21 protein-coding genes are annotated in these 24,176 nt (G+C 72.8%); 10 read left to right on the plus strand and 11 right to left on the minus strand.

Features of this window, described 5'->3' with window-relative positions:
• Position 1: 1 nt before the first annotated feature.
• Genes EDC57_RS08370 through had form a run of 3 tightly spaced genes read right to left on the minus strand, consistent with a single transcriptional unit; the run spans position 2 to position 3,004 of the window.
• Positions 2–769 (minus strand): cyclohexa-1,5-dienecarbonyl-CoA hydratase, encoded by a 768-nt coding sequence (locus EDC57_RS08370; RefSeq protein WP_123401417.1) that lies wholly within the window; start codon positions 767–769, stop codon positions 2–4.
• On the minus strand, positions 766–1,914 hold the full coding sequence (oah, locus tag EDC57_RS08375; RefSeq protein ID WP_123401418.1) for a 6-oxocyclohex-1-ene-1-carbonyl-CoA hydratase: 1,149 nt from the start codon (positions 1,912–1,914) through the stop codon (positions 766–768). Before oah ends, EDC57_RS08370 begins: the two co-directional genes overlap by 4 nt.
• Positions 1,915–1,939: 25 nt before the next feature.
• The gene (gene had / locus EDC57_RS08380) at positions 1,940–3,004 is read right to left on the minus strand and encodes a 6-hydroxycyclohex-1-ene-1-carbonyl-CoA dehydrogenase (RefSeq protein WP_170165080.1); all 1,065 of its coding nucleotides are present in this window, start codon (positions 3,002–3,004) and stop codon (positions 1,940–1,942) included.
• A 258-nt stretch (positions 3,005–3,262) separates the two neighbouring features.
• Here had and EDC57_RS08385 point away from each other — a divergent pair, with 258 nt between their 5' ends.
• From EDC57_RS08385 to EDC57_RS08395, 3 genes are read left to right on the plus strand one after another with little or no spacing between them, the layout of a single operon-like run.
• Entirely contained in the window at positions 3,263–4,975 is a 1,713-nt protein-coding gene (locus EDC57_RS08385; RefSeq protein WP_123401420.1) for a 2-oxoacid:acceptor oxidoreductase subunit alpha, read from the plus strand.
• Between the two features lie 3 nt (positions 4,976–4,978).
• Positions 4,979–5,815, plus strand: coding sequence for a 2-oxoacid:ferredoxin oxidoreductase subunit beta (locus EDC57_RS08390; protein WP_123401421.1), 837 nt, complete (start codon positions 4,979–4,981; stop codon positions 5,813–5,815).
• Positions 5,812–6,348, plus strand: a complete 537-nt coding sequence (locus EDC57_RS08395; RefSeq protein ID WP_245995192.1) for a ferritin-like domain-containing protein — start codon at positions 5,812–5,814, stop codon at positions 6,346–6,348. Before EDC57_RS08390 ends, EDC57_RS08395 begins: the two co-directional genes overlap by 4 nt.
• A gap of 70 nt (positions 6,349–6,418) precedes the next feature.
• On the opposite strand, the gene EDC57_RS08400 is transcribed toward EDC57_RS08395, so the two are convergent.
• From EDC57_RS08400 to EDC57_RS08430, 7 genes are all read right to left on the minus strand, one after another.
• Positions 6,419–7,093 (minus strand): CBS and ACT domain-containing protein, encoded by a 675-nt coding sequence (locus EDC57_RS08400; RefSeq protein WP_123401422.1) that lies wholly within the window; start codon positions 7,091–7,093, stop codon positions 6,419–6,421.
• A gap of 23 nt (positions 7,094–7,116) precedes the next feature.
• Positions 7,117–7,848, minus strand: coding sequence for an ABC transporter ATP-binding protein (locus EDC57_RS08405; protein ID WP_123401423.1), 732 nt, complete (start codon positions 7,846–7,848; stop codon positions 7,117–7,119).
• On the minus strand, positions 7,835–8,611 hold the full coding sequence (locus EDC57_RS08410) for an ABC transporter ATP-binding protein (RefSeq protein WP_123401424.1): 777 nt from the start codon (positions 8,609–8,611) through the stop codon (positions 7,835–7,837). Before EDC57_RS08410 ends, EDC57_RS08405 begins: the two co-directional genes overlap by 14 nt.
• A 3-nt stretch (positions 8,612–8,614) precedes the next feature.
• Complete coding sequence (locus tag EDC57_RS08415; protein WP_123401425.1) at positions 8,615–9,583, minus strand: branched-chain amino acid ABC transporter permease; 969 nt, start codon at positions 9,581–9,583, stop codon at positions 8,615–8,617.
• On the minus strand, positions 9,580–10,455 hold the full coding sequence (locus EDC57_RS08420) for a branched-chain amino acid ABC transporter permease (protein ID WP_211331939.1): 876 nt from the start codon (positions 10,453–10,455) through the stop codon (positions 9,580–9,582). The genes EDC57_RS08415 and EDC57_RS08420 overlap by 4 nt, the downstream gene beginning before the upstream one ends.
• Positions 10,456–10,510: 55 nt before the next feature.
• Positions 10,511–11,665, minus strand: a complete 1,155-nt coding sequence (locus tag EDC57_RS08425; RefSeq protein WP_123401426.1) for an ABC transporter substrate-binding protein — start codon at positions 11,663–11,665, stop codon at positions 10,511–10,513.
• A gap of 193 nt (positions 11,666–11,858) precedes the next feature.
• The gene (locus tag EDC57_RS08430; RefSeq protein WP_170165081.1) at positions 11,859–12,296 is read right to left on the minus strand and encodes an acyl-CoA thioesterase; all 438 of its coding nucleotides are present in this window, start codon (positions 12,294–12,296) and stop codon (positions 11,859–11,861) included.
• Between the two features lie 262 nt (positions 12,297–12,558).
• On the opposite strand from EDC57_RS08430, the gene EDC57_RS08435 reads away from it, so the two are divergent.
• The 7 genes from EDC57_RS08435 to EDC57_RS08465 all read left to right on the plus strand — a co-directional run bounded on the left by EDC57_RS08435 (position 12,559) and on the right by EDC57_RS08465 (position 22,282).
• Positions 12,559–12,957: a thioesterase family protein gene (locus EDC57_RS08435; RefSeq protein ID WP_123401863.1), complete on the plus strand. Its 399-nt coding sequence runs from the start codon at positions 12,559–12,561 to the stop codon at positions 12,955–12,957.
• Between the two features lie 2 nt (positions 12,958–12,959).
• Positions 12,960–15,692 carry a molybdopterin-dependent oxidoreductase gene (locus EDC57_RS08440; RefSeq protein ID WP_211331940.1) on the plus strand — a complete coding sequence of 911 codons (2,733 nt, stop codon included), beginning with the start codon at positions 12,960–12,962 and terminating at the stop codon, positions 15,690–15,692.
• Positions 15,689–16,336: a 4Fe-4S dicluster domain-containing protein gene (locus EDC57_RS08445; protein ID WP_123401428.1), complete on the plus strand. Its 648-nt coding sequence runs from the start codon at positions 15,689–15,691 to the stop codon at positions 16,334–16,336. Before EDC57_RS08440 ends, EDC57_RS08445 begins: the two co-directional genes overlap by 4 nt.
• A gap of 63 nt (positions 16,337–16,399) precedes the next feature.
• Positions 16,400–17,269, plus strand: coding sequence for an NrfD/PsrC family molybdoenzyme membrane anchor subunit (nrfD, locus tag EDC57_RS08450; protein WP_123401429.1), 870 nt, complete (start codon positions 16,400–16,402; stop codon positions 17,267–17,269).
• Positions 17,270–17,271: 2 nt separating this feature from the next.
• Positions 17,272–19,449, plus strand: a complete 2,178-nt coding sequence (locus tag EDC57_RS08455) for a thiamine pyrophosphate-dependent enzyme (RefSeq protein ID WP_211331941.1) — start codon at positions 17,272–17,274, stop codon at positions 19,447–19,449.
• Positions 19,446–20,900, plus strand: a complete 1,455-nt coding sequence (locus EDC57_RS08460; protein WP_123401430.1) for an indolepyruvate oxidoreductase subunit beta family protein — start codon at positions 19,446–19,448, stop codon at positions 20,898–20,900. Before EDC57_RS08455 ends, EDC57_RS08460 begins: the two co-directional genes overlap by 4 nt.
• Before the next feature lie 56 nt (positions 20,901–20,956).
• Positions 20,957–22,282: a phenylacetate--CoA ligase family protein gene (locus EDC57_RS08465; RefSeq protein WP_123401431.1), complete on the plus strand. Its 1,326-nt coding sequence runs from the start codon at positions 20,957–20,959 to the stop codon at positions 22,280–22,282.
• Positions 22,283–22,421: 139 nt separating this feature from the next.
• On the opposite strand, the gene EDC57_RS08470 is transcribed toward EDC57_RS08465, so the two are convergent.
• Positions 22,422–24,086, minus strand: a complete 1,665-nt coding sequence (locus EDC57_RS08470; protein WP_123401432.1) for a cation:proton antiporter domain-containing protein — start codon at positions 24,084–24,086, stop codon at positions 22,422–22,424.
• Positions 24,087–24,176 lie beyond the last annotated feature (90 nt).

Here is a 24,176-nt window from a genome sequence, read left to right on the forward strand (position 1 = left end):
GTCAACGGTTCTCCCACTGTGCGGGACGTTTCTCGAGGAAGGCGCGCAGCCCCTCGACGGCATCGTGGGTGGACATCAAACCATCCAGGTAGAGGCGCTCGACCCGCTCGAGCTTCTCCTTGATGCGCTCGACGGTCTGCATGCGCGCGGCCTGCACCGCGTAGCGCAGGGCCGCGGCACTCTTGGGCGCGAGGTGGCGGTCGAACCAGGCCAGCGCCGCCGCCTCCGGGTCCTCCGCCACCTCCTGCACCAGCCCCGCGGCCGCGGCCTCCTCGCCGCTCAGGCTCCGCCCCGAGACCAGCATGTCGAAGGCGCGCCCGGGGCCCACCTTCTCCGGCAGCAGGCAGGAGCCCGCCGGGGCGAAGACCGCGAGCTGCATCTCCGGCTGGCCGAGACGTGCGTCGGGCGCGGCGAAGAGCAGGTCGCCGGCGGCGGCGACCTCGAGGCCGCCGCCGAGGCACTGGCCGCGGATCGCCACCAGGATCGGCAGCGGGCAGTCGAGCATGCGCCGGATGAGGGCGTGCAGCCCCGCGAGCATCTCCGCGCACTGCCCCGGCAGGTGCTCCTCGACGCTGGCGCCGAAGCTGAAGTGCGGGCCCTCGTGATCGAGCAGCACCGCCTTGCGCGCGGCCTCCCCGCCTGCGCCCGCGAACGCCTCGGCGAGCGCCGCGATCATCGCCGCGTCGACGATGTTGGCCTTGGGACGGGCCAGGCGCAGGCGCAGCAGCTGCCCGTCGCGCTCCTCCCAGACCTTGAGCGGCTCGCTCATCGCTGCTTCCCCGCGTGCGGCATCAGGGCCTCGGTCAGCTCCGGGGTCCAGGCCGCCCCCTGCGCCAGGGCCTTGCGCAGGGCGACGAAGTCGATCTCCCGCCCGATCTCCTTGTCGCCCTCGTTGAAGGCACGGAAGCCCGTCTTGGCCTCCGCCAGCATGTTGAGGGCGAGCCAGGCGCGCGAGTCCTCCTTGTTGCGGTTCCAGGCCTCGAGCTTGGGCTTGCGCAGCTCCTCGATGGTCTTGGTGGTGCACTCGGGGAAGGTGAGCAGGAGCTTGCCGCAGTACTCCTCCACCTTCTGGTCCAGCAGGCTCAGATCCACCTCGCCGCGCCCGAGCAGCGCCTTGGCCTCCTTCGCCGCCTCGCCGGTCTTGTACTCGCCGTAGACGAAGCGGCCGTACTCGTCCACCATCCGGTCGGTCCACACCAGCGGGTTGGGCACGAAGCGCCCGTCCACCTTCAGCGCCGGCACGAGGTCGATGATCATGCCGAGCCGGTAGGCCTTGTGGGCCGAGAAGGGCTCGCACATCACGCCCGCCCACATCGCCTGCTCGTTGGTCATCATCACCGGCAGGAAGTCGGTGGCGCCGCCGATGGGGGCCGAGCCGTGCTTGGGGCCGGCCTGCCCGAAGCGGGCCAGATCCTGCGCGATGGTGAAGTCGCAGGCCATGCCGATCTCCTGCCCGCCGCCGATGCGCATGCCGTTGACGCGGTTGATGACCGGCTTGTCGCAGGTCAGGATCGACGTCACCATGTCGTTGAACAGCCGCATGTACTGGCGGTACTCCTGCGGCCGCCCGGCGTAGTACTCGGCGTACTCCTTGGTGTTGCCGCCGGTGCAGAAGGCCTTGTCCCCCACCGCGGTGAAGACCACGCAGGCCACGTCGCGCTCGTTGGAGGCGCGGCGGAAGGCGTGGATCACGCCCTTGACCATCTCCGTGGTGTAGGAGTTGTACTGGCGCGGGTTGTTGAGCCAGATCCAGGCGTTGTAGAGCCCGTCGACGACCTCGCCCTCGGGCGTGCGCGCCGGGCGCCGCTCGTAGATGACGCCGTCGCAGACGAACTCGCGCACCAGGTTGTGATCGAAGAGCTCCCGCGGCGCAGTCCGCCGCGCCACCTCCATCACCTTGTTCACATCGCTCATCGCTTCTCCCCTCCCCCGGAAGCGGTCACGGAACCAGGATCGCCCGCCGCGCCAGCCGATGCGCGTGCGCGGCGGCGAAGACCTCGTTGATCTCGTCCAGCGGGTGGCGCTCGATGAAGGGCGCAAGCTGCACGCGCCCGTCCAGCACCAGATCCAGCGCCCCCGGATAGAGCGAGACGTCGCAGCCCCAGTTGCCCAGCGCGCGGGCGTGGAAGGCCATCAGGTTCGACAGCCGCACCTCCACCTTGTCCAGGGTGAAGCCCACCACGCCGAGGGTGGCGCCGAAGGTGAGCAGCCCGAACGCCGTCTCCTGCCCAGCCTTCGTCCCCGAGCACTCCAGGATCACCCACTCGCTCTGGCGCAGACCCTGCTCCTTGGCGAAGGCGCCGATGGCCTTGCGCATCGCACGCCCGTCCACCTCGCGGGCGTTGAGGGTCAGCGCCGCACCGTGGGCGCGCACCCGCTCGAGCTTCTCCGGGTCGATGTCCACGGCGACCACCTTCGCGCCCAGGGCGTGGGCGATCTGCACCGCATAGCCGCCCACACCGCCAACCCCGATCACCACCACCAGGTCGCCCTCGCCGACGCCGGCCTGGACGATGGCCTGATAGGGCGTGGTCACCGCATCGGCGACCACCGAGACGTCGGCCAGCTCCAGCCCCGCCTGCGCGAGCCGCGCCTCGTCCACCGCGCACAGGCCGTGGGCCGGCACGCGGACGTGGGAGGCGAAGCCGCCGTGGATGTCGTTTCCGGGCATCTTCTGGGCGCGGCAGATGGTGCCCTTGCCGCGCCGGCAGAGATCGCAGGTGCCGCACGGGATCACCGCCGGCACGATCACCGCGCGCCCGAGCCAGGCGGCCTGGTCCTCGGCCGCGGCCACCACCCGGCCGCTGATCTCGTGGCCGAGGGTCAGGGGCAGCGGGTGCTTGACGGGGACGCCGTCATAGTAGAAGCCCAGATCGGTGTGGCAGACCCCGCATCCGGCCACCTGCACCACCACCTCGCCGGGCTCCGGGGCCCCCGGGTCGAAGCCTTCGCGCCGGAGCGGCTCCCCCGGCGCCGCCATCACCCACCGGTAGGCGTCGCTCATGATCCCTCCTCCTTCCCCAGCGTACGGCGCGATGCTATATTACGTTTACGTAAACGTCAAGTCCATCCGACGGGCCTGGACCGGGGCTTCGGCCCGGTCCGAAATGCGTGGTGGATCCGAGGGTTGCGGTCCCGCCTAAGCTGGATTTATCGGCCGATCACGAAATGTTGACCCCGCCGCGCCGCCGTTCTATGGTGGGCGGCGGGCCCAGGCGAGGGGGAGGGGCCCCCGCGCCCTGACGCGAGGAGGAGACCATCCGTGAGCATCTCGTCCGTGACCGTAACCCTGGCCGGCAGCGGCGGCGCCGGGGTCATCACCGCCGGCAGCCTGCTGCTGGATGCCGCTGCCAAGGCCGGCCTCTACGGCGTCATGACCCGCTCCACCGGACCGCAGATCCGCGGCGGCGAGTCGGCGGCGATGGTGCGGCTCGCCCGCGAGCCGGTCACCTCCCACGGTGACCGCCACGACCTCCTGGTGGCCATCGACTGGCAGAACGTGGAGCGCTTCGCGGACGAGGTGCCGCTGGACGGCGAGAGCCTCGTCATCGGCGACCCCGCCCACGGGGAGCCGCCGGCGGAGATCCGCGCCATGGGCGCGCGCGAGGCGCAGCTGCCCATGCAGGAGCTCGCCAAGGGCGTCGAGGGCGGGCGCCCCAACATGGTCGCCCTGGGGGCGGTGGCGCACCTGGTGGGCATCCCCCTCGAGGCCTTCGAGGCCGCCGTGCGCAAGGCGCTGGGGCGCAAGGGCGAGGCCGCGGTGACCGCGAGCATGGCCGCCCTGCGGGCCGGCGCCGAGGCCGCCGAGGCGCTGCCGCCGACGCCGCGCGTCGCGCCCGCACCCGAGGTCGCGGAGCGCTGGATCATCACCGGCAACGAGGCCGCAGGCCTCGGCGCCGTGCGCGGCGGCGTCCGCTTCGTCGCCGCCTACCCCATCACCCCGGCCACCGAGGTCCTCGAGTGGCTGGCGCCGGCGCTGCAGAAGGTGGGCGGCGTGCTGGTACAGGCCGAGGACGAGCTCGCCTCCATCAACCAGGTGGTGGGCGCCTCCTACGGCGGCGTCCCCGCCCTCACCGCCACCTCCGGCCCCGGCCTCGCCCTCATGACCGAGACCATCGGCTGGGGCGTCGCCGCCGAGGTCCCCTTCGTGGTCATCGACGTCATGCGCGGCGGCCCCTCCACCGGCATCCCCACCAAGTCCGAGCAGAGCGACCTCAACATCGCCCTCTACGGCCTGCACGGCGACGCCCCGCACCTGGTCCTCGCCCCCGTCTCGGTGGGCGACTGCCTGTTCACGACGCAGTGGGCGGTGCACCTGGCCGAGGCCCTGCAGACGCCGGCCATCGTCCTCTCGGATCAGTCCCTGGGCCAGGCCCGCGCCATCATCCAGCGCCCGGCGGACCTCGCCTTCATCGCCCGCCGCGAGACCCCGCGCGCCAACGAGGAGGGCTACCTCCGCTACCGCGTCACCGCCTCCGGCATCTCGCCCATGGCGATCCCGGGCACGCCGGGCGTGCAGTACACCGCCGACGGGCTCGAGCACAACGAGCGCGGCACGCCCTCGAGCCGCGCCGCCGACCACCAGGCGCAGCTCGACAAGCGGCAGCGCAAGCTGCTCCAGCACAACTACGGGGCGCACTGGGCGCTGGTGGAGGGTGAGGGCCCGCTGGCGCTCGTCACCTGGGGATCGTCCACCGGCCCCGTGCGCGAGGCCGCGGCACGCCTGCGCGCCGAGGGCCGGCCGGTGCGCGTGGTGGCCCTGCGGCTGCTCTCGCCGGCCCAGCCCGAGCGGCTCGCCGAGGCCCTCGCCGGGGTCGAGCGGGTGCTCACCGTCGAACAGAGCCACGGTGCGCAGTTCCACCGCTACCTCAGGGCCTTCTACGACCTGCCGGGCGAGGTCCGCAGCTTCCACCGGCCGGGCCCGCTGCCCATCCGTCCGCGCGACATCGTCGAAACCGTCCACGCCTGGAGCTGAGCCATGGAGACCACCACCGCCACCCGCAAGCTCACCCCCAAGGACTACAAGTCCGACATCAAGCCCGTCTGGTGCCCGGGATGCGGGGACTTCTCGGTCCTGTCCTCCATCACCAAGGCGCTGGCCGAGCTGGGCATCCCCCCGGAGCAGGCGGCCGTCGTCTCGGGCATCGGCTGCTCCTCGCGCATCCCCGCCTACACCAGCGTCTACGGGCTGCACGGCCTGCACGGGCGGGCCCTGCCCGCGGCCATCGGCCTCAAGGTGGCGCGGCCGGACCTGACCGTCATCGCCGCCGGCGGCGACGGCGACGGCTTCTCCATCGGCGGCAACCACTTCCTGCACGCCTGCCGGCGCAACGTGGACATGACCTACATCGTCATGGACAACGAGGTCTACGGCATGACCAAGGGCCAGGCCTCGCCCACCACCGAGCCCGACTGGGAGCGCGGCAAGCTCACGCCCGGCGGCCCCGGCATCAACCCCTTCCACCCGCTGGCGGTGGCGCTCGCCTCGGGCGCCAACTTCATCGCCCGCGGCTTCACCGGCGATCCCAACTACGTCGCCCGCCTCATCGCGGAGGGCATCCGCCACCCGGGCTTCTCCTTCATTCAGGTGCTGAGCCCGTGCGTGACCTTCCGCCCCGAGGAGCGCGAGTGGAAGAAGGTGGTGCGCCCGGCCCCGGTGGAGCCGACCTCGGACCCGGCGCGCGCGGCGCGCCGGCTCATGACCGACGACGGCTTCAACCTCGGCGTCCTCTTCAAGGGCGACCGGCGCCCGTTCCGACCCGACACCTCGGCCCGTGCCACCGTGGCCGAGCTGGAGCAGGAGTTCGTCGTATGAGCATGCCGGTGGATTCCACACCGCCCCGCATCGACTCGGTGGAGGAGCTCCTCGCCCACGCCCTCGCCATGGAGCGCGAGGCCGCCGAGCGCTACGGCGAGCTCGCCGACCAGATGGAGACCTTCCACAACCCGGAGGTGGCGGAGTTCTTCCGCACCATGGCCCGCCACGAGGCCCGCCACGTGGACGAGATCACCGATCTCGCCACCGGCATGATCCTGCCGGAGCTGGCGCCCTGGGAGTACAAGTGGCAGACGCCGGAGGCGCCGGAGACGCCCTCCACCGGCGAGACCCACTACCTCATGACGCCCTACCACGCCGTGCGCCTGGCGCTGCGGCACGAGCGGCTCGCGCGCCGCTTCTACAACCGCGTCGCAGAGTACACCCCCAACGCCGAGGTCCGGGCGCTGGCCAGGCAGTTCGCGCAGGAGGAGGACGAGCACGTCCGCCACCTGGAGCGCTGGCTGGAGCGGCTGCCGGTGCCGGAGACGGGGTGGGCCGAGGACCCCGATCCCCCCACCACCCAGGAGTGAAGGTCCCGCGGACGAGGCGCCCGGCGGCCGCCGGGCGCCTCCCGACCGACTCCGCCTCGGCCCGCCCGCGTCAGCCCGCCACGCAGCCGGGCTCCGGGTGGTGCACGCGGACGATCTCGTAGGATGCCGCGCGCAGGGCCCCCAGGACCCGCTCCGGGTCCTCGGCGCGGATGCGCACGATGACCGCCCGCTGCCCCTCCGCCACCGGATTGAGCGGCGCCACCACCGTGGCGACGTAGGCCCCCTCCCGCGCAAGGACGCCGAGGAACTCGGCGAGCTGCCCCGGCCGGTCCGGCAGATGCGCCTCGATGCGCACCGTGCCCTCGGCGCGGCAGCCGGTGATGTCCATGAAGAAGTCGACGAGGTCGATGCCGGTGAGGATGCCCACGAGCCGGCCCTCGTCGTCCACCACCGGCAGGCACCCCACCTTGCGCTCGCGCATGAGGCAGCCGGCCTGCTCCACCAGGGTGTCGGGGCGGCAGGTGACGACGTCCCGATGCATGATCCGCTCGGCGGTGATGCGCGAGAGCAGGTAGTTGACCTCACCCACGTCCAGGGTCGTGATGGCCGACGGGGTGGCGCGCTGGATGTCGCGGTGGGAGAGGATGCCCACGAGGCGGCCCTCCTCGTCCACCACCGGCAGGTGGCGCACCTTGCGCTCGCGCATGAGCTCGCTCATGCGGGTGAGCTTGGTGTCGGGGCGCACCGACACCACGTCGCGGGTCATGATCTCCTCGACCACCATCGCCTCTGCTCCTCCGGCTCCCTTCAGTGCCCGCCCAGATAGGCGCGGCGCACGCCCTCGTCCTCGAGCAGCGCGGACGCCGGCGCGGCCATGGCCACCCGGCCCGTCTCCAGCACGTAGCCGCGGTCGGCGATCCCGAGCGCGGCCCGCGCGTTCTGCTCCACCAGCAGCACCGTCACGCCCTCCTCGTGCAGCCGCTTGACGACGCGGAAGATCTCCTCCACCAGCAGCGGTGCGAGGCCCATGGAGGGCTCGTCCAGAAGGAGCAGGCGCGGCCGCCCGAGCAGCGCGCGGCCGATGGCCAGCATCTGCTGCTGCCCGCCCGAGAGCGTGCCCGCGGGCTCGCGGCGCTTCTCCGCCAGGATGGGGAAGAGCTCGTAGATCCGCGCCAGCTCCTCCTCCACCCAGGCGCGGTCGCGCTGGCGGCGGTAGGCGCCGAGGCGCAGGTTGTCCTCCACCGACAGGGGCGCAAACACCTGCCGCCCCTCGGGGACCTGGCAGATCCCGGCGCCGACGATGCGATGCGCAGGCCAGCGGGTGATGTCCTGTCCATCGAAGCGGATGCCCCCCTCGCTCGCCGGCTGCACGCCGGAGATGGTGCGAAGCAGCGTGGTCTTGCCCGCCCCGTTGGCGCCCACGATGGCCACGAGCTCGCCGAGCCGGACCTCGAGGTCGACGCCGTGCAGGACCTCGATGGGGCCGTAGCGGCTGCGCAGCCCCCGCACCTCCAGCAGCGGCGCCTCAGGAGACGGCATACTCCACCTCCCCGCCGAGGTAGGCGGCGATGACCTCGGGATCGTTCTGCACCTGCTCCGGGGAGCCCTCGGTGAGACGCCGCCCGTAGTCGAGCACCAGCACGGTGTCCGAGACCTCCATCACCAGGCCCATGTTGTGCTCCACCAGCAGCACGGTGACGCCGCGCTCGCAGATGCGGCGGATGAGCCCCCGCATCTCCAGCGTCTCCGTGTCGTTGAGGCCCGCCGCGGGCTCGTCCATCAGCAGCATGCGCGGCTGCGCCGCCAGCGCCCGCGCGATCTCGAGCCGCTTGAGGATGCCGTAGGGCAGCGCCGCGGCCTCGCGCCCGGCGTAGGCCTCGAGGCCGCAGAAGGCCAGCGCCTCCTCGGCCCAGGCGCGCATCTGCCGCTCCTCGCGCAGGATCCGCGGCAGCCGCAGCGCCGCCGCCACGAGCCCGGTCCGCCCCCGCAGGTGGCAGCCCACCATGACGTTCTCGAGCACCGTCATGTTGAAGAAGACCTGCAGGTTCTGGAAGGTGCGCGCGATGCCGAGACGCGCCACGCGGTGCGGCGGCAACCCGTCGATACGCCGCCCTGCGAACTCGATCCGCCCGGCGGTGGGCGTGTAGACGCCGGAGAGCATGTTGAAGAGGGTGGTCTTGCCGGCGCCGTTGGGACCGATGACGGCATAGACCGACCCCTCCGGCACCTCGAAGCTGAGATCGGCCACCGCCATCACGCCGCCGAAGGCCTTCTCCAGCCCTTCCACCCGCAGCAGCGCCACCGCTCAGCCCTCCCCCGCCACGGGCGCCTCGGCCCGCCGGGCCACGATCCCCCGCAGGGCCCGGACCGTGCCCACGAACAACCCCTGCGGCAGGAAGATCATGATCAGCATCAGCACCGCGCCGAAGACGAGGACCTCGTAGTCCTCGAGCACCACCAGCACCTCCGGCAGCAGGCTCAGCACGACGGCGCCGAAGACCGCCCCGAAGGTGGAACCGAGCCCGCCCAGCACCACCATCGTCACCAGCTCGATGGAGAAGAAGAAGCCGAAGGAGCCGGGGCTGATGAAGCTCTGCTGGTGGGCGAAGAGGCTGCCCGCGAAGGAGGCGATGAGCGCCGAGAGGACGAAGACGTTGCTCTTGGCCGCCGCGGTGTCCACGCCCAGGGTGCGGGCCGCGATCTCCGAGCCGTGCACCGCGCGCAGAGCCCTGCCCGCGCGCGAGTCGAAGATGTTGAGCGAGACCCACACCGTGAAGAGGAGCACCACCGCCACCACGGCGTACCACTCCAGGTCGGTGTCGATGCTGCGGCCGAGCAGCGGCAGCGGCGGGATGCCGGTCATGCCGTCGGGCCCGCCGGTGAGCCCCTCCGCCTCCACCATGACGATGTTGACGATGATGCCGAAGCCGAGCGTCGCCATCGCCAGATAGTGGCCGTGCAGGCGCAGGATGGGCCGCGCGATGAGCGCCGCCACCAGCCCCGAGGCGGCAAGCCCCGCCAGCATCGCCAGCCACGGATCGACCCCGTAGCGGGTGGTGAGGATCCCCGAGGCGTAGGCGCCGACGCCGAAGAAGGCCGCGTGCCCCAGCGAGATCTGGCCCGCGTAGCCCATGAACAGGTTCAGGCTCACCGCGAGGATCGCGTTGATGCCGATGGTGACCCCCACCACGGTGACGAAGTAGTTGTGGGGAAACGCCACCGGCAGCAGCGCCACCAGCACGGCGAAGAGGTAGAACCCGGCCAGCCGCTTCATACCCGCTCCACGGCGGCGCGCCCGAAGATGCCGCTCGGACGCACCACGAGCACGATCAGGATGATGAGGAAGGCGAGGGCGTCCTTGTAGCCCGACGACAGCAGCCCCGCCCCCAGCGACTCGATCAGCCCCAGCAGCAGCCCGCCGGCCACCGCGCCCATGGGGTTGCCCATGCCGCCGAGGATGGCGGCGGAGAAGCCCTTCAGGCCCAGCATCACGCCCGCATCCCACGAGGTGAACGCGATGGGCGCCACCAGCACCCCGGCCACCGCCCCGAGCATGGCCGAGAGCGCATAGGACAGCGTGAGCATGAGCTGGACGTTGATGCCCACGAGCTGCGCCGCGGTGCGGTTGCAGGCGCAGGCGAGCACCGCCTTGCCCAGCATCGTGCGGTCGAAGAACAGCCGCACCGCCAGCACCAGCACCGCCGCCACCCCCATCACCCACAGGCTCTGCGGCAGGACGGTGGCCGAGCCGATGGCGATGGGCTCCTCGCCGCTGAAGTGCGGCAGGGCGTAGATGTCCTTGCCCCAGATGAGCAGCGCGACCCCGCGCAGCAGGATGGAAGCGCCGATGGTGATGATGATGGTGGTGATGACGCTGGCGCCGCGCGCGGGCTCGATGGCGAGCTTCTCCAGCGCGATGCCCACGAGGGTCGTGGCCGCCACCCCCCCCAGCACCGCCACCGGGAGGGGCGCCCCCGCACCCACGATGGAGACCGCCACCATCGCCCCCAGCATCACGAACTCGCCCTGGGCGAAGTTCACCACCTGCGAGGCGTTGTAGATGAGGGCGAAGCCGAGACCGACGAGGGCATAGGTCGAGCCCACCGTGATCCCGGTGACGACGAACTGCAGCAGCTGCTCCAGCATCACGCCTCCGAGACGAAGGCCCCCGCCGCGGGGGCGGGGGCCTTCGGTGCGGGCCTCACTCCACCAGGACCCAGTCGCCGTTGCGGATCTCGAGCATCCGGAACGCGCTCAGATCGAGGCCCAGATGATCCTCGGGGCTCATGTTGAAGACGCCGCCCGTGCCGACGAAGCCGCGCGTGCGCTCGATCTCGTCGCGGATCTTGGCCCGGTCCAGGGAGTTGGCGCGGTCGATGGCCTCGAGGGCGATGAAGAGCCCGTCGTAGGCGTGCCCGCCGAAGGTGGAGACCGGGCCGTACTTGGCCTCGTACTTGCGCTTGTAGGCCAGCAGCACCGGCTTCTGCGGGTCGTTGTCGGGCAGCTTCTCCGCCACCAGCAGCGCCGCCGCCGGCAGGCGCACCCCCTCGGCCGCCTCGCCCGCGAGCTCGATGAACTTCTTGGAGGCGACGCCGTGGGACTGGTAGAGCGGCAGGTCGATGCCGAGCTGGCGCGCGTTCTTGGTCACGATCGCCGGGCCGGTGCCGAAGCCGAAGTTGAGGATCGCCTCGGCGTCGGTGGCGCGGATGCGCGTCAGCTGCGCCGTCATGTCGGTGTCCTTGTTGTTGTAGGTCTCGTCGGCGACGATCTCGATCCCGTACTCGGGCGCGAGGGCCAGCGACTCGGCGCGGCCCGACTTGTCGAAGCCGCCCGAGCCCGAGATCAGCGCCACCTTCTTGATCCCGCGCCGGCGCATGTCCTCGAAGATCTTCGCCGCCGCCATCTTGTCCGTGTGCGGCGTCTTGAAGACCCACTTCTTGACCGGCTCGACGATCTTGACCGAGCCCGCGAGCGAGATGAAGGGCACCCCCGCCCCCTCCGCCTCCGGGATCATGGCGAGCGACGCCCCCGAGGTGGTGCCGCCCACGATGACATGCACCTTGTCCCGCTGGATCAGGCGCTTGACGAAGTTCACCGCCTTCTTGGCGTCGCTCCCGTCGTCGTAGTGGATGAGCTCGATCTTGTGGCCGTCGATGCCTCCCTTGGCGTTGATCTCGTCCACGTACATCTGCAGCGTCTTCAGCTCCGGATCGCCGAGGAACGAGGCCGGCCCGGTGACCGACAGCACGCTGCCGATGCGGATCGGCTCGGCCGCCTGGACGCCGCCGAGGCCCAGCAGGCCCGCCGCCGCCACGCAGATGGACGCCTTCTTCAGGAACGTTCTTCTTCCGGACATGGGAGACCCCTCCTCCAGGTGGTCAGGTTGTGGATCGCGGCGCCGGCACGCGCCGGCACCCGCACCACGTTATCAATTGCTGCACCGTCGAACAATTCCCCCCGCGCAGGCGGGAATCCTTGACGTTTACGTCAACGTCACCCCATGAGCGGTGATACAACAGTCCGCGCCCGCTTGCAACCCGGCGGCGCGCTCAACTATTGCCCGTCCCGCAATCGGCGCGGTACCGCTCCATGCGCGCCCGCAGCGCATCGGGGATGCGCCGGGCGCGGAAGCGCGCACGGTCGATGCTCACCGCCACCAGGACGCACTCGAAGGCGGTCTCCCCCGCGACCTCGCCCCGGACCCGGTAGCGGGCGCTGGCGCCGCCGATCGCCTCCAGCCACAGGGTCATCGTCAGCTCGTCCTCGGGGCGCAGCGGCCGCCGGTAGTCCAGCTCCAGGTGCACGATGGGCGAGCCGCCCTGCAGCGCGTCCAGCAGCACCGGCCAGGGCACCTCGAGGACCTCGCGCCACCAGGCCTCCAGCACCTCGACGGCGAACTCCACCCCCCGCGGTGTGTAGATGATCCCGGCCGGGTCGCACGCCCCCCAGCCCACCCGACGGCGCACACGAAACGGCGCCCTGGACACGATTTCCATCGTCGAAACAACCTCTTGGATGCAACGCCCCGACCCCGGGCGGGGTCTTGCCCAGCCCCGGACCCGGACGTATCATAGCCTTTGCCGCTTACGTAAACGTCAATTGCGCGGCGAAGGGGAGGAAAAGGGCACGGCGCCGACGGGGACATGCCCGGTGCGACAGTGGATCCACTCTGCTCGCCATGCGAACAATTGACCCTTCACGAACGAGGCCGCGGACATCCAGCCGCGCAACGCAGGGGAGAGGACAGCCATGAAGGATTCCCTCAGGGCCGGGGTCGCCACCACCCGCCGCGTCGAGATCGACGCCGGACGCACCATCGACTTCATGGGCGAGGACTGCCGCGTCTACGCCACCCCGGAGCTGGTGCGCGACATCGAGGTGACCTGCCGCGAGCTGCTGCTCGAGCACCTGGATGCGGGCGAGGACTCGGTGGGCGCGCACGTCTCCGTGGACCACACGGCGCCGACGCTCCTCGGCATGTGGGTGGACATCGAGGCCCGCATCAGCGAGGTCAAGGGCCGGCTCGTGACCTTCGAGATCACCGCCCGCGACCCGGTGGAGGAGGTGGCCAAGGGACGCCACGTCCGCTTCGTGGTGGACGTCGCCAAGACCGCCGAGCGGCTGCGGGCGAAGGCGGCAAGGGCCTGACCATGGGCACGGCGCGGGAGGTGCGCAAGGTCCCCACGTACTGCTACCAGTGCGTGGCGGGGCCGGACCTGCTCACGGTCACCGTCGAGGACGGGGTGGCCACCAAGGTGGAGCCCAACTTCGGCGCCGCGGGGGTGCACCCCGCGGGGGGCAAGGTCTGCGTCAAGGCCTACGGGCTGGTGCAGAAGACCTACAACCCCCACCGCGTGCTCACGCCCATGAAGCGCACCAACCCTCGCAAGGGCCGTGACGAGGACCCGGGCTTCGTGCCCATCTCCTGGGACGAGGCCCTCGACATCATCGCCGCCAAGCTCAAGGAGGTGCGGGCCAAGGGGCTGCGCGACGAGTCCGGCTACCCGCGCCTCGCGGCAAGCTTCGGCGGCGGCGGCACGCCGACCCAGTACATGGGCACCCTGCCCGCCTTCCTCGCCGCCTGGGGCCCGGTGGACATGGGCTTCGGCAGCGGCCAGGGCGTCAAGTGCTACCATTCCGAGCACCTCTACGGCGAGCTCTGGCATCGCGCCTTCACGGTCACGCCCGACACCCCGCTGACCGAGTACATCCTCTCCTTCGGCAGCAACATCGAGGCCTCCGGCGGCGTCTGCGGCGTCTGGCGCCACGCCGACGCGCGCGTGCGCGGCGCCAGGCGCGTGCAGATCGAGCCGCATCTGTCGGTCACCGGCGCCTGCTCGGCGGAGTGGATCCCCATCCGCCCCAAGACCGACGCCGCCTTCCTCCACGCCATGGTCCACGTCCTCCTGCACGAGATCCCGCGCGAGCGGCTGGACCTGCCCTTCCTGCGGGAGCGGACCGCCTCGCCCTATCTCGTGGCGCCCAACGGCTTCTACCTGCGCGACCCGGAGAGCGGCAAGCCGCTGGTGTGGGACGAGGCCTCCGGCCGCGCGGTGCCCTTCGACACGCCCGGCGTCCGGCCGGCCCTCGAGGGGCGCTACCGCGCCTCCGGCATCGAGCTCGGCGCCGACGACGACCGCTGGGTGCACGAGGACGTGGAGGTGGAGACCGCCTTCACGCGGCTCGTCGAGTTCTGCCGGGGGCACACCCCGGAGTGGGCGGCGGCGATCTGCGACGTCCCCGCCGAGACCATCCGCCGCGTCAGCCGCGAGTACGTGGAGCACGCTCGCGTCGGCGCCACCATCGAGATCGAGGGCCGCACCCTGCCCCTGCGGCCGGTGGCCATCACCCTCGGCAAGACCGTCAACAACGGCTGGGGCGGCTACAACTGCTGCTGGGCCCGCACGCTCCTCGCCTGCCTCGTGGGCGCGCTGGAGGTCCCGGGCGGCACCCTCGGCACCACGGTGCGCCTCAACCGCCCGGCGAGCGACCGCCACGCCAGCGTCCGCCCCGGCCCCGACGGCTTCATGGACTACCCCTGGAACCCCACCGACCGGGAGGGCTGGCTCGCCGAGCCCGACGTGCGCAACGCCAACCGCACGCTCATCCCGCTCGTGGCCAACTCGCCCTGGAGCCAGGCCCTGGGCCCGACGCATCTCGCGTGGATGATGCAGCACAAGGCCCCGGAGCAGTTCCCGCGCATGACGCCGCCGGAGGTCTGGATCGTCTACCGCACCAACCCGGCCATCTCCTTCTGGCACACCGACAAGGTGAGCGAGGCGATGGCGCGCTTCCCCTTCGTGGTCTGCTTCGCCTACACGCGCGACGAGACCAACCACATGGCCGACATCCTGCTCCCGGACGCCACCGACCTCGAGGGGCTGCAGCTGATGCGCATCGGCGGCACCAAGTACCAGGAGCAGTACTGGGACCACCAGGGCTTCGCCCTGCGCCAGCCGGTGGTGCCGCCCCGCGGCGAGGCCCGCGACTTCACCTGGATCGCCACCGAGCTGGCGCGCCGCGTCGGCATCCTCAAGGAGTACAACGAGGCCATCAACCGCGGTGCCGCGGGTGTGCGCCTCAAGGGCGAGGGCTGGGACTTCTCCCTCGACCCGGAGCGCCCCCACTCGGTGGAGGAGATCTGGGACGCCAACTGCAAGGCGGCGAGCGCCGAGCTCACCGGGGGCAAGGAGGTGCACGGCCTGGACTGGTTCCGCAGCCACGGCATCCTGGTCAGGCCGTTCCCGCGCCTGCACTGGTACCTCTACCCGGCCCTCGTGGACCAGGGGCTGCGCTTCGAGATGCCCTATCAGGAGCGGCTGCTGCGCGTGGGCACGCAGCTCGAGCGGCGCCTGCACGAGCGCGGCATCCGCTGGTGGGACAAGCAGCTCGAGGAGTACGAGCCCTTCCCCGAGTGGCGCGACTTCCCCGGCATCTACCGCCGCGCCATGGCGGAGAACTTCGGCGTGCGCGAGGAGGACTTCCCCTTCTGGCTCGTCACCGCGCGCAGCATGCAGTACGCCTGGGGCAACAACGTCGCCATCCAGCAGATCCGCGAGGTAGCGAAGAACGTCGCCGGCCACGACGGCGTCATCATCAACGCCGGCAAGGCCGCCGAGCTCGGCATCCGCGACGGCGATCTCATCGAGATCCGCTCCGCCATCAAGGCCACCCGCGGGCGCGCCATCCTGCGCCAGGGGATCCGCCCCGACACCATCCTGATGCTGGGCCAGTTCGACCACTGGGTCACGCCCTACGCCAAGGACTTCAGGACCCCGAGCATGAACCCGCTCAACCCGATGCTGCTGGATCTGACCGACTCCACGGGTTCGGGCGCGGACATCGTGCCGGTGGCCATCCGTCGCGTGGGAGGTGCCGCATGAGCCGCTGGGTGATGGTGGCGGACCTGCGCCGCTGCGTCGGCTGCCAGACCTGCACCGCGGCCTGCCGCCACACCAACGCCACCCCGCCGGGGGTGCAGTGGCGGTGGGTGCTGGACATGGAGTACGGCGAGTACCCGGACGTCACCCGGGCCTTCGTGCCGGTGGGCTGCCAGCACTGCGACGACCCGCCGTGCATGCACGTCTGCCCCTCCACCGCCACGCGCAAGCGCGCCGACGGCATCGTCACCATCGACTACGACCTCTGCATCGGCTGCGCCTACTGCGCCGTGGCCTGCCCCTACCAGGCCCGCTACAAGGTCGAGGAGCAGCGCTACGCCTACGGGGCGCAGCCGATGGAGTACGAGGCCGCGCGCGAGGACCCGCGCCGCCTCGGCGTGGCCCAGAAGTGCACCTTCTGCTCGGACCGGGTCGACGCCGGGCTGGCGCGGGGGCTGACCCCCGGGGTGGATCCCGACGCCACGCCCGCCTGCGTCAACTCCTGCATCGCCCAGGCGCTGCACTTCGGCGACATCGAGGACCCGGACAGCAACGTCTCGCGGCTCCTCGCCGAGAACCGGTACTTCCGCATGCACGAGGAGCTCGGCACCAACCCGGGGTTCTACTACCTGTGGGACCGCAAGTGACCGCCGCCCGCGGCGGGCGGGCGCGCACGGGCGGACCCGACTGACACCGAAAGAGGCGCAACCGTGAGACCGGCAACACCCTGGCTGCAGAACCACTGGGACTGGCGCGCCGCGGGCAACTTCTGCGGCGGCGGCGCCGGCACCGGCGCCCTCATCCTCGCGGCCCTGGCCGCCGACTCCCCGGCCGAGGCGCGCATTCTCGCCCTCCTGGGCATCGCCCTCGTGGGCGCGGGCCTGAGCCTCGTGTGGGCGGAGCTCGGCCGGCCGCTGCGCGCCCTCAACGTCTTCTTCCATCCGCAGACCTCGTGGATGACCCGCGAGGCCATGGCCGCGGTGCCGCTGGCCCTCGCCGCCCTCGCCACGGCGCTGACCGGCTCGCGCACGCTGCTCGCCCTCGCCGCCCTCTTCGCCGCCGTCTTCCTCTACTGCCAGGCGCGCATCCTGCACGCGGCCAAGGGCATCCCGGCCTGGCGGGTGCCCCAGATCGTGCCGCTCATCCTCGCCACCGGGCTCGCCGAGGGCGCGGGGCTGCTGGCGGCGGCGGCGCTTGCACTGCCCCTGCCGGACTGGATCGGGCCGCTGCTCGCGCTGCTGGTGCTCGCCCGCTTCGTCGCCTGGCGGCGCTACTTCGGCCATCTCACCGCCCCCGGCAACGCCCCGGTGGCGGCGGCCGACGTGCTGCGGCGGCTGCACCCGCCGCTGGTCATGGGCGGCCATGCGGCGCCGGTGGCGCTGCTGCTCCTCGGCGCCGTCGTGGCACCGCTGCAGGGGCCTGCGGTGGCCGCCGCGGGCGTGGTGACGTGGCTCGCCGGCTGGTGGATGAAGTACGCTATCGTGACCCGGGCCGCCTACAACCAGGGCTTCGCCATCGCGCGCGGTCCGGCGCGCACGCCGGGCGCGTCCCGCCCCGGCTGCAAGCCCGGCTGGAGCTGAGCATGGCCGTCGCCGAGCATCTCCTGCGCCGCACCGCCGCCGAGCCCCGCAAGGGCATGGAGCGCTCCTTCGCCGCCGAGGTGGACAAGCTCCGCCTCGGTGCGGGCGAGGTCTTCCACGGCGAGGCCATCCTCGCCGTCACCAAGGCCCTGCTGCAGGCGGGCGTGGCCTACGTCGGCGGCTATCCCGGCGCCCCCGTCTCGCACCTCATGGACGTGCTCGCCGACGCCCGCGAGGCGGTGCTCGAGCCCATGGGCGTGCACTTCGAGGCCTCGGCGAGCGAGGCCGCGGCCGCGGCCCTCCTCGGCGCCTCCATCCACTATCCCCTGCGCGGCGCCGTCACCTGGAAGTCCATCGTCGGCACCAACGTCGCCTCCGACGCCCTCTCCAACCTCGCCTCCGCGGGGGTGACCGGCGGCGCGCTCATCATCGTCGGCGAGGACTACGGCGAGGGGGCCAGCGTCATCCAGGAGCGCACCCACGCCTTCGCCCTCAAGTCCTCGATGCCGCTGCTCGACCCCCGCTACCACATGCCGCGGCTGGTGGAGCTGACCGAGCAGGCCTTCGAGCTGTCCGAGGCGTGCCACCTGCCGGTGATCCTGTCGCTGCGCATCCGCGCCGCGCACATGACTGGCAGCTTCGTCTGCAAGGACAACCGCCCGCCGCCCTACAACCGCCTCCACCCGTTCCCGGAGGCGCGCTTCGACTACGGCCGGATCGTCCTTCCGCCCTCCACCTACGCCCAGGAGAAGGCGAAGTTCGAGGCGCGGCTGCCGGCGGCGCGGCGCTTCATCCTCGAGCACGGCATCAACGAGCACCACCCCGGCGACGGCGGGCGCATCGGCGTCATCCTCCAGGGCGGCCTCTGGGGCGTGACCCTGCGCGGGCTTCGCCGCCTCGGCGCCGCCGACGCCTACGGCCGCACGCCGCTGCCGCTGCTGGTGCTCAACGCCGTCCATCCGCTGGTGCCGGAGCAGATCGCGGAGTTCCTCCGCGGCAAGGACCACGTCCTCGTGGTGGAGGAGGGCAATCCCCCCTTCATCGAGGAGCAGGTTCGCGCCCTCGCCCAGCGCGAGGGCATCGCCGTGCGGGTGTGGGGCAAGGACGTGCTGCCCATGGCCGGCGAGTACACCGCCGACGTGGTGCGTCGGGGGCTCGCGCGCTGGCTCGCGGAGGCGGCGCCGGCGGGGGCGGGCCGCGAGGCCGGGACGCGCGAGGCCGCCATCGAGGCCGCCGTGGCCCAGGCCCGCAAGGCGCTGGACGGGCCCATGCCCCCGCGCCCGCCCGGCTTCTGCACCGGCTGCCCGGAGCGGCCGCTGTTCACCGCCCTGAAGCTGCTCATGCGCGAGCGCGGCCCGATCCACGTCTCCTCCGACATCGGCTGCAACACCTTCGCCACCCTGCCGCCCTTCAACCTCGGCAGCACGGTGCTCGGCTACGGGCTGAGCCTCGCCAGCGGCGGCGCCGTCGGCCCCGCCCTCGGCCAGCCCACGGTGGCGGTGATGGGCGACGGCGGCTTCTGGCACAACGGGCTCGTCTCCGGCGCCGCCAACGCCCACTGGAACCGCCTCGACGCGGTGCTGGTGATCCTCGAGAACGGCTACGCCTCGGCCACCGGCCAGCAGCACGTGCCCTCCACCGGGGCCACGCCGTGGGGCGAGCCGGTGCGGCTGTCCATCGAACAGACCCTGCGCGGCATGGGGGTGCGCTGGATCCGCCGCGTCGACGCCTACGACGTCCCCGCCACCCTCGAGGTCCTGCGCGAGGCGCTGGATGCCCGCGGCCAGGGCCTGCGCGTGGTCATCTCGGACCAGGAGTGCCGCCTCGCCCGCGAGCGGCGCGAGCGCAGGACGCGCGCCCAGGCCATCGCCGAGGGGCGCACGGTGACCCTCGCCCGCTTCGGCGTCGACACCGAGGTCTGCACCGGCGACCACTCCTGCATGCGCCTGTCCGGCTGCCCCGCGCTGACCCTGCGCCCGGCGGCCGATCCCCTCAAGGACGGCCCCACGGCCATGGTGGGCGCCGACTGCGTCGGCTGCGGGCTGTGCGGCTCGGCGGCCCACGCCGCCGCCCTCTGCCCCTCCTTCTATCAGGCGCGGCGCATCGTCCACCCCCGCCCGTGGCGGCGCTGGCGCGCCCGCGCGGCCGAGCGGATCCTGGCCTGGATGGGCGCGTCATGAACGGCTCGCCCGAGCTTCGCCCCCTGTGCGTGGTGATCGGCGCCCTCGGCGGCCAGGGCGGCGGGGTGCTGGCCGACTGGCTGGTGGAGGCGGCGCGCCTCGCCGGCTACCCGGCGCAGGCCACCTCCATCCCCGGCGTGGCCCAGCGCACGGGCGCCACCACCTACTACTTCGAACTGCTCCCGGCGTCCGAGCCCGAGGGCGAGCCGGTCTTCAGCCTCTACCCCTCGGAGGGGGAGGTGGACGTGGTCCTGGCCCTCGAGCCCACCGAGGCCGGGCGCGCCCTCGAGCGCGGCTGGATCGGCCCCGACACCGTCGTCATCACCACCTCGGAGCGGGTCTACAGCACCGCCGAAAAGGTGATCGCCGGCGACGGCACGGTGCGCCCGCGGCCCATCCTCGAGGCGCTGCAGGCCGCCGCCGGCCGCCTCATCCACGTGGACACGCGCGGCGCCGGGCGCCAGCTCAACGCCATGATGCTCGGGGCCCTGGTGGGCGCCGAGGTCCTGCCCCTCGACCCCGAGCAGGCCCGCGCGGCGATCCGCGCGCGCGGCATCGCCGTGGAGTCCAATCTCGCCGGGCTCGAGCGGGGCCTCGAGGCGGCCCGCGCCCCGGCGCCGCCGCCGGCCGATCCCGAGCCCGTGCTGGATCCGCCGCCGCCGGGCCTCGACGGCGCCCTGGCCGCGTTCCCGGAGCCGCTGCGCCCGCTCCTCGGCCACGCCCTGGCCCGCCTCGTCGACTACCAGGACCGTGCCTGGGCGGCGCGCTATCTCGAGCGCCTGCGCCCGGTGGTGGAGGCGGAGCGCGCCGCCGGCGGCGAGGCGCAGGGCTGGCCCGTGAGCCGCGAGACCGCGCGCCGGCTCGCGGCGTGGATGAGCCACGAGGACGTGATCCGCGTCGCCCAGCTCAAGACCCGCCCCGGGCGGCTCGCCCGCATCCGCGCCGAGACCGGGGCCGGCGACGGCGACGTGGTGATCGTGCGCGACTACCTCAAGCCCGGGCGGCGCGAGCTCTCGGCGCTGCTGCCGCCGGGGCTGGCCGGGCTCGTCTGGCGCCCGGGGCGGCCCAGCGGGGGCTTGGCGCTGCGCCTGCCCACCACCTCGCCCGCGGGCTGGGCGCTGCTGCGGCTGCTCGCGGCGCTTCGTCCGCTGCGGAGCTGGAGCGCCGGATTCCGCGCCGAGCAGGCGCAGACGGCGCGCTGGCTCGCGGCGGTGCAGGCGGCGCTGGCGGTGGATCCCGCCCTCGCCCGCGACGTCGCCGAGGCCGCGGTGTGGGCGCGCGGCTACGGCGACGTGCGCGAGCGGGGCCTGGCCGAGCTCGGCCGGCTGCTGGAGGATTTCGAGCGGCGCCTCGCCGAGGATCCGGCGGGGCTGCGCGAGGCGGTGGCGGCCTCGCTCCATCGCGCGCGGCACGATCCCGACGCGGCCTGCGCCGCCGGCGCGGCCGCCTGAGCCCGGGGGCCCGGGCGAACCTGGCAAGCGACGTCGAAACCACGAGGGGGAGGAAGATGAGCGCGCAAGTCCACGACATCGGCGGGTACAAGTACCAGCCCGAGCTGGAGACCATGCCGCGGGAGAAGCTGGCCGCCCTGCAGCTCGAGCGGCTGCGCTGGACCCTGCGCCACGCCTACGACAACGTCCAGCACTTCCGGCGCCGCTTCGACGAGGCCGGGGTCAAGCCGGACGACCTCCGCACCCTGGAGGACATCCGCCACTTCCCGTTCACGGTGAAGGACGACCTCCGCGCGGCCTACCCGTTCGGCATGTTCGCGGTGCCGCGCGAGCAGGTGGTGCGGGTCCACGCCTCCTCCGGCACCACCGGCAAGCCCACCGTGGTGGGCTACACCCGCGACGACATCGACACCTGGGCCGACCTCATGGCGCGGACGCTCGCCGCCTGCGGCGCCCGCCCCGGCGACATCGTCCACAACGCCTACGGCTACGGCCTCTTCACCGGCGGCCTCGGCGCCCACTACGGCGCCGAGCGCCTCGGCTGCACGGTGGTGCCCATGTCCGGCGGCAACACCGAGAAGCAGATCGTGCTGCTGCGCGACTTCGGCGCCCACGTCCTCTGCGCCACCCCGTCCTACGCCCTCAACATCGCCGAGGTGGCCGAGAAGGAGGGCATGGACCTGCGCGAGCTGCCGCTGCGCATCGGCGTCTTCGGCGCCGAGCCCTGGAGCGACAAGATGCGCGCCGAGCTCGACGAGCGCCTCGGCATCCGCGCCGTGGACATCTACGGCCTGTCCGAGATCCTCGGCCCCGGCGTGGCCTCCGAGTGCGTGGAGGCGCGCGCCGGCCTGCACGGCTGGGAGGACCACTTCCTGTTCGAGATCATCGATCCCGAGACCGGCGAGCCCAGGCCCATGGGCGAGACCGGCGAGCTCGTGATCACGACGCTCACCAAGCAGGCCCTGCCCATGGTGCGCTACCGCACCCGCGACATCACGCGCCTGTCCGACGAGCCCTGCGCCTGCGGCCGCACCCACGTGCGCATCATGCGCGTGACCGGCCGCAGCGACGACATGCTCATCATCCGCGGCGTCAACGTCTATCCCTCGCAGGTGGAGTCGGTGCTGGTGGGGCTGCCCGGCATCGCCCCCCACTACCAGCTCGTGCTGCGCCGCGAGGGGGCCATGGACAGCCTCACGGTGGAGGTGGAGGCGACCCCCGACACCCCGGAGTCGGGCTACGCCGAGATCGCCGGGCGCGTGCGCCACCAGATCAAGACCATGATCGGCGTCACCTGCGCCGTCGAGGTCAAGCGCCCGGGCGAGGTCCCGCGCTCCCAGGGCAAGGCGGTGCGCGTGCGCGACCTGCGCAGAGAGGGCTGACGCGGGCCGGGGGCCGCGCCCGTGCCGGCGCCGGCCCCCCACGCCCGGGCCCGCCCGCGGGCGTCCTCCGTGGCGACGAGGCCCTCACCGGGGCCCCGCGCGGCGGGCACCGGGCCCGGTGGGCGCCACCATGCTCCGGCTACGCCCGGGGCTGGTGGCGGCGGCGTACGCGGTTGACCCTGCGATCCGCCTCGCTGCGCTCCACGCCGGCCCGCACCAGGGCCTCCGCCGCAAGCTCCAGCCCCACCTCCAGCACCTCGGAGACCACCGCGTCGGCGCCGCGCGCCGCCAGCACCCGGCCCCACCGTGCGTCGTAGGCGCGCACCACCACCGGCACCCCGGGACAGCGCTGGCGGATCACGGCGAGGGCCGCCTCGACGTCGTCGGGCCGGTCCATGGTGAGCACGATGGCGGGGGCCGAGGCCGCCCCCACGGCGCGAAGGACCTCAGGCCGCGCGGCGTCGCCGAAGTAGACCGGCAGCCCGCCCCGGCGCGCCTCGCGCACGCGGCCGCTGCGCCGGTCGAGACCGACCCACGGCACGCCGCCCTCCTGGAGCGCCTCGGCCGTGAGCGCCCCCACGCGCCCGAAGCCCGCCACCACTACGCGCCCGCCCGCGGCCATCTCCGCCGGCGGCACCTCGGCGACGCCCTCCAGCGCCCGCCGCAGGCGGCGCGCCGCCGCGGCCAGGAACGGCGTCACCACCATGCTCGAGGCCACCACCATGGCCAGCCCCTGCGCCAGCGCCGGCTCCATCACCCCCGCCTCCATGGCCACCGTCGCCAGCACGAGACCGAACTCGCCCCCCTGTCCCAGGAGCAGCGCGCCGCCCGCCGCCTCGCGCCACGACAGCCCGGCGGCGCGCATCAGGGGTGTCAGCAGCACTGCCTTCACCGCCACCAGCGCCCCAGTGGCTGCCAGCACCACCCCTCCGTGCCGCAGCAGCACCTCGCGTTCGAAGGACAGCCCCACGCCCATGAAGAACAGCCCCAGCAGCAGGCTGCGGTAGGGCTGGATCTCCGCCACCAGCTGATGGCGGAACTCCGACTCGGCCAGCAGCACGCCCGCGAGGAAGGCGCCGAGAGCCGCCGACAGCCCCGCCGCCTCCGTGAGATGGGCGCTGCCCGCCGTGATGAGCACGCCGAGCAGCGGCAGCAGTTCCGTCCCCCCGTGACTGGTCGCGAGCCGCAGCAGCGGATTGGCCACGTAGCGCCCCGCCAGCACCACCGCCCCCAGGGCGGCCGATGCCTCCAGGGCGGCGGCCCACCACGTCCCGCCCTCGTCCGGGGCGGCGCCGGCGCCGAGCATGGGGGCCAGGGCCACCAGCGGCACCACGGCGAGATCCTGGGCCAGCAGCACACCCAGCACCGCCTGCCCGAAGGGCAGCCCCAGCACCCCGTCCTCCCGCAGGATCTGCGCCACGAACGCGGTGGACGACAGCGCCAGCGCCGCTCCCACCACCGCCGCCGCCGGCCACGCCACGCCCGCCGCCACCGAGGCGCCCGCGATGACACCCCCCGTCAGGAGCACCTGCGCGCTGCCGAGGCCGAAGACGTGGCCGCGCATCGCCCAGAGCCGTTCCGGTCGCAGGTCCAGACCGATGAGAAACAGCAGCGCCACCACCCCGAGCTCGGCGAACGCCGCGATCTCCTCCGAGCGCGTCACCCACCCGAACCCCAGCGGCCCGGCGAGCGCACCGGCAGCGATGAAGCCGACGATAGCCCCCAGCCGGAGGCGCACCGCCACCGGCACCACCAGAGCTGCCAGCACGAACAGCGGCAGCAGATGGACGAAGCTCTCCGGCATCGAGGACCTCGGGCATCCGGCCCCGCCGGGATCGGTGTCCGGATCGGGGGTCGCGGCACACCGCCCGGGCGGGACCGCGACTTGCGGGTG

Origin of the sequence: Inmirania thermothiophila, assembly GCF_003751635.1 — a bacterium.
GTDB lineage: Bacteria > Pseudomonadota > Gammaproteobacteria > DSM-100275 > DSM-100275 > Inmirania > Inmirania thermothiophila.

Bases quoted from the DNA above. Each gene is read 5' to 3' on its own strand.
- EDC57_RS08370 (WP_123401417.1), bottom strand. From the start codon at position 769: ATGAGCGAGCCGCTCAAGGTCTGGGAGGAGCGCGACGGGCAGCTGCTG.
- oah (WP_123401418.1), bottom strand. From the start codon at position 1,914: ATGAGCGATGTGAACAAGGTGATGGAGGTGGCGCGGCGGACTGCGCCG.
- had (WP_170165080.1), bottom strand. From the start codon at position 3,004: ATGAGCGACGCCTACCGGTGGGTGATGGCGGCGCCGGGGGAGCCGCTC.
- EDC57_RS08390 (WP_123401421.1), top strand. From the start codon at position 4,979: ATGGAGACCACCACCGCCACCCGCAAGCTCACCCCCAAGGACTACAAG.
- EDC57_RS08395 (WP_245995192.1), top strand. From the start codon at position 5,812: ATGAGCATGCCGGTGGATTCCACACCGCCCCGCATCGACTCGGTGGAG.
- EDC57_RS08400 (WP_123401422.1), bottom strand. From the start codon at position 7,093: ATGGTGGTCGAGGAGATCATGACCCGCGACGTGGTGTCGGTGCGCCCC.
- EDC57_RS08405 (WP_123401423.1), bottom strand. From the start codon at position 7,848: ATGCCGTCTCCTGAGGCGCCGCTGCTGGAGGTGCGGGGGCTGCGCAGC.
- EDC57_RS08415 (WP_123401425.1), bottom strand. From the start codon at position 9,583: ATGAAGCGGCTGGCCGGGTTCTACCTCTTCGCCGTGCTGGTGGCGCTG.
- EDC57_RS08420 (WP_211331939.1), bottom strand. From the start codon at position 10,455: ATGCTGGAGCAGCTGCTGCAGTTCGTCGTCACCGGGATCACGGTGGGC.
- EDC57_RS08425 (WP_123401426.1), bottom strand. From the start codon at position 11,665: ATGTCCGGAAGAAGAACGTTCCTGAAGAAGGCGTCCATCTGCGTGGCG.
- EDC57_RS08435 (WP_123401863.1), top strand. From the start codon at position 12,559: ATGAAGGATTCCCTCAGGGCCGGGGTCGCCACCACCCGCCGCGTCGAG.
- EDC57_RS08440 (WP_211331940.1), top strand. From the start codon at position 12,960: ATGGGCACGGCGCGGGAGGTGCGCAAGGTCCCCACGTACTGCTACCAG.
- EDC57_RS08445 (WP_123401428.1), top strand. From the start codon at position 15,689: ATGAGCCGCTGGGTGATGGTGGCGGACCTGCGCCGCTGCGTCGGCTGC.
- EDC57_RS08455 (WP_211331941.1), top strand. From the start codon at position 17,272: ATGGCCGTCGCCGAGCATCTCCTGCGCCGCACCGCCGCCGAGCCCCGC.
- EDC57_RS08460 (WP_123401430.1), top strand. From the start codon at position 19,446: ATGAACGGCTCGCCCGAGCTTCGCCCCCTGTGCGTGGTGATCGGCGCC.
- EDC57_RS08465 (WP_123401431.1), top strand. From the start codon at position 20,957: ATGAGCGCGCAAGTCCACGACATCGGCGGGTACAAGTACCAGCCCGAG.
- EDC57_RS08470 (WP_123401432.1), bottom strand. From the start codon at position 24,086: ATGCCGGAGAGCTTCGTCCATCTGCTGCCGCTGTTCGTGCTGGCAGCT.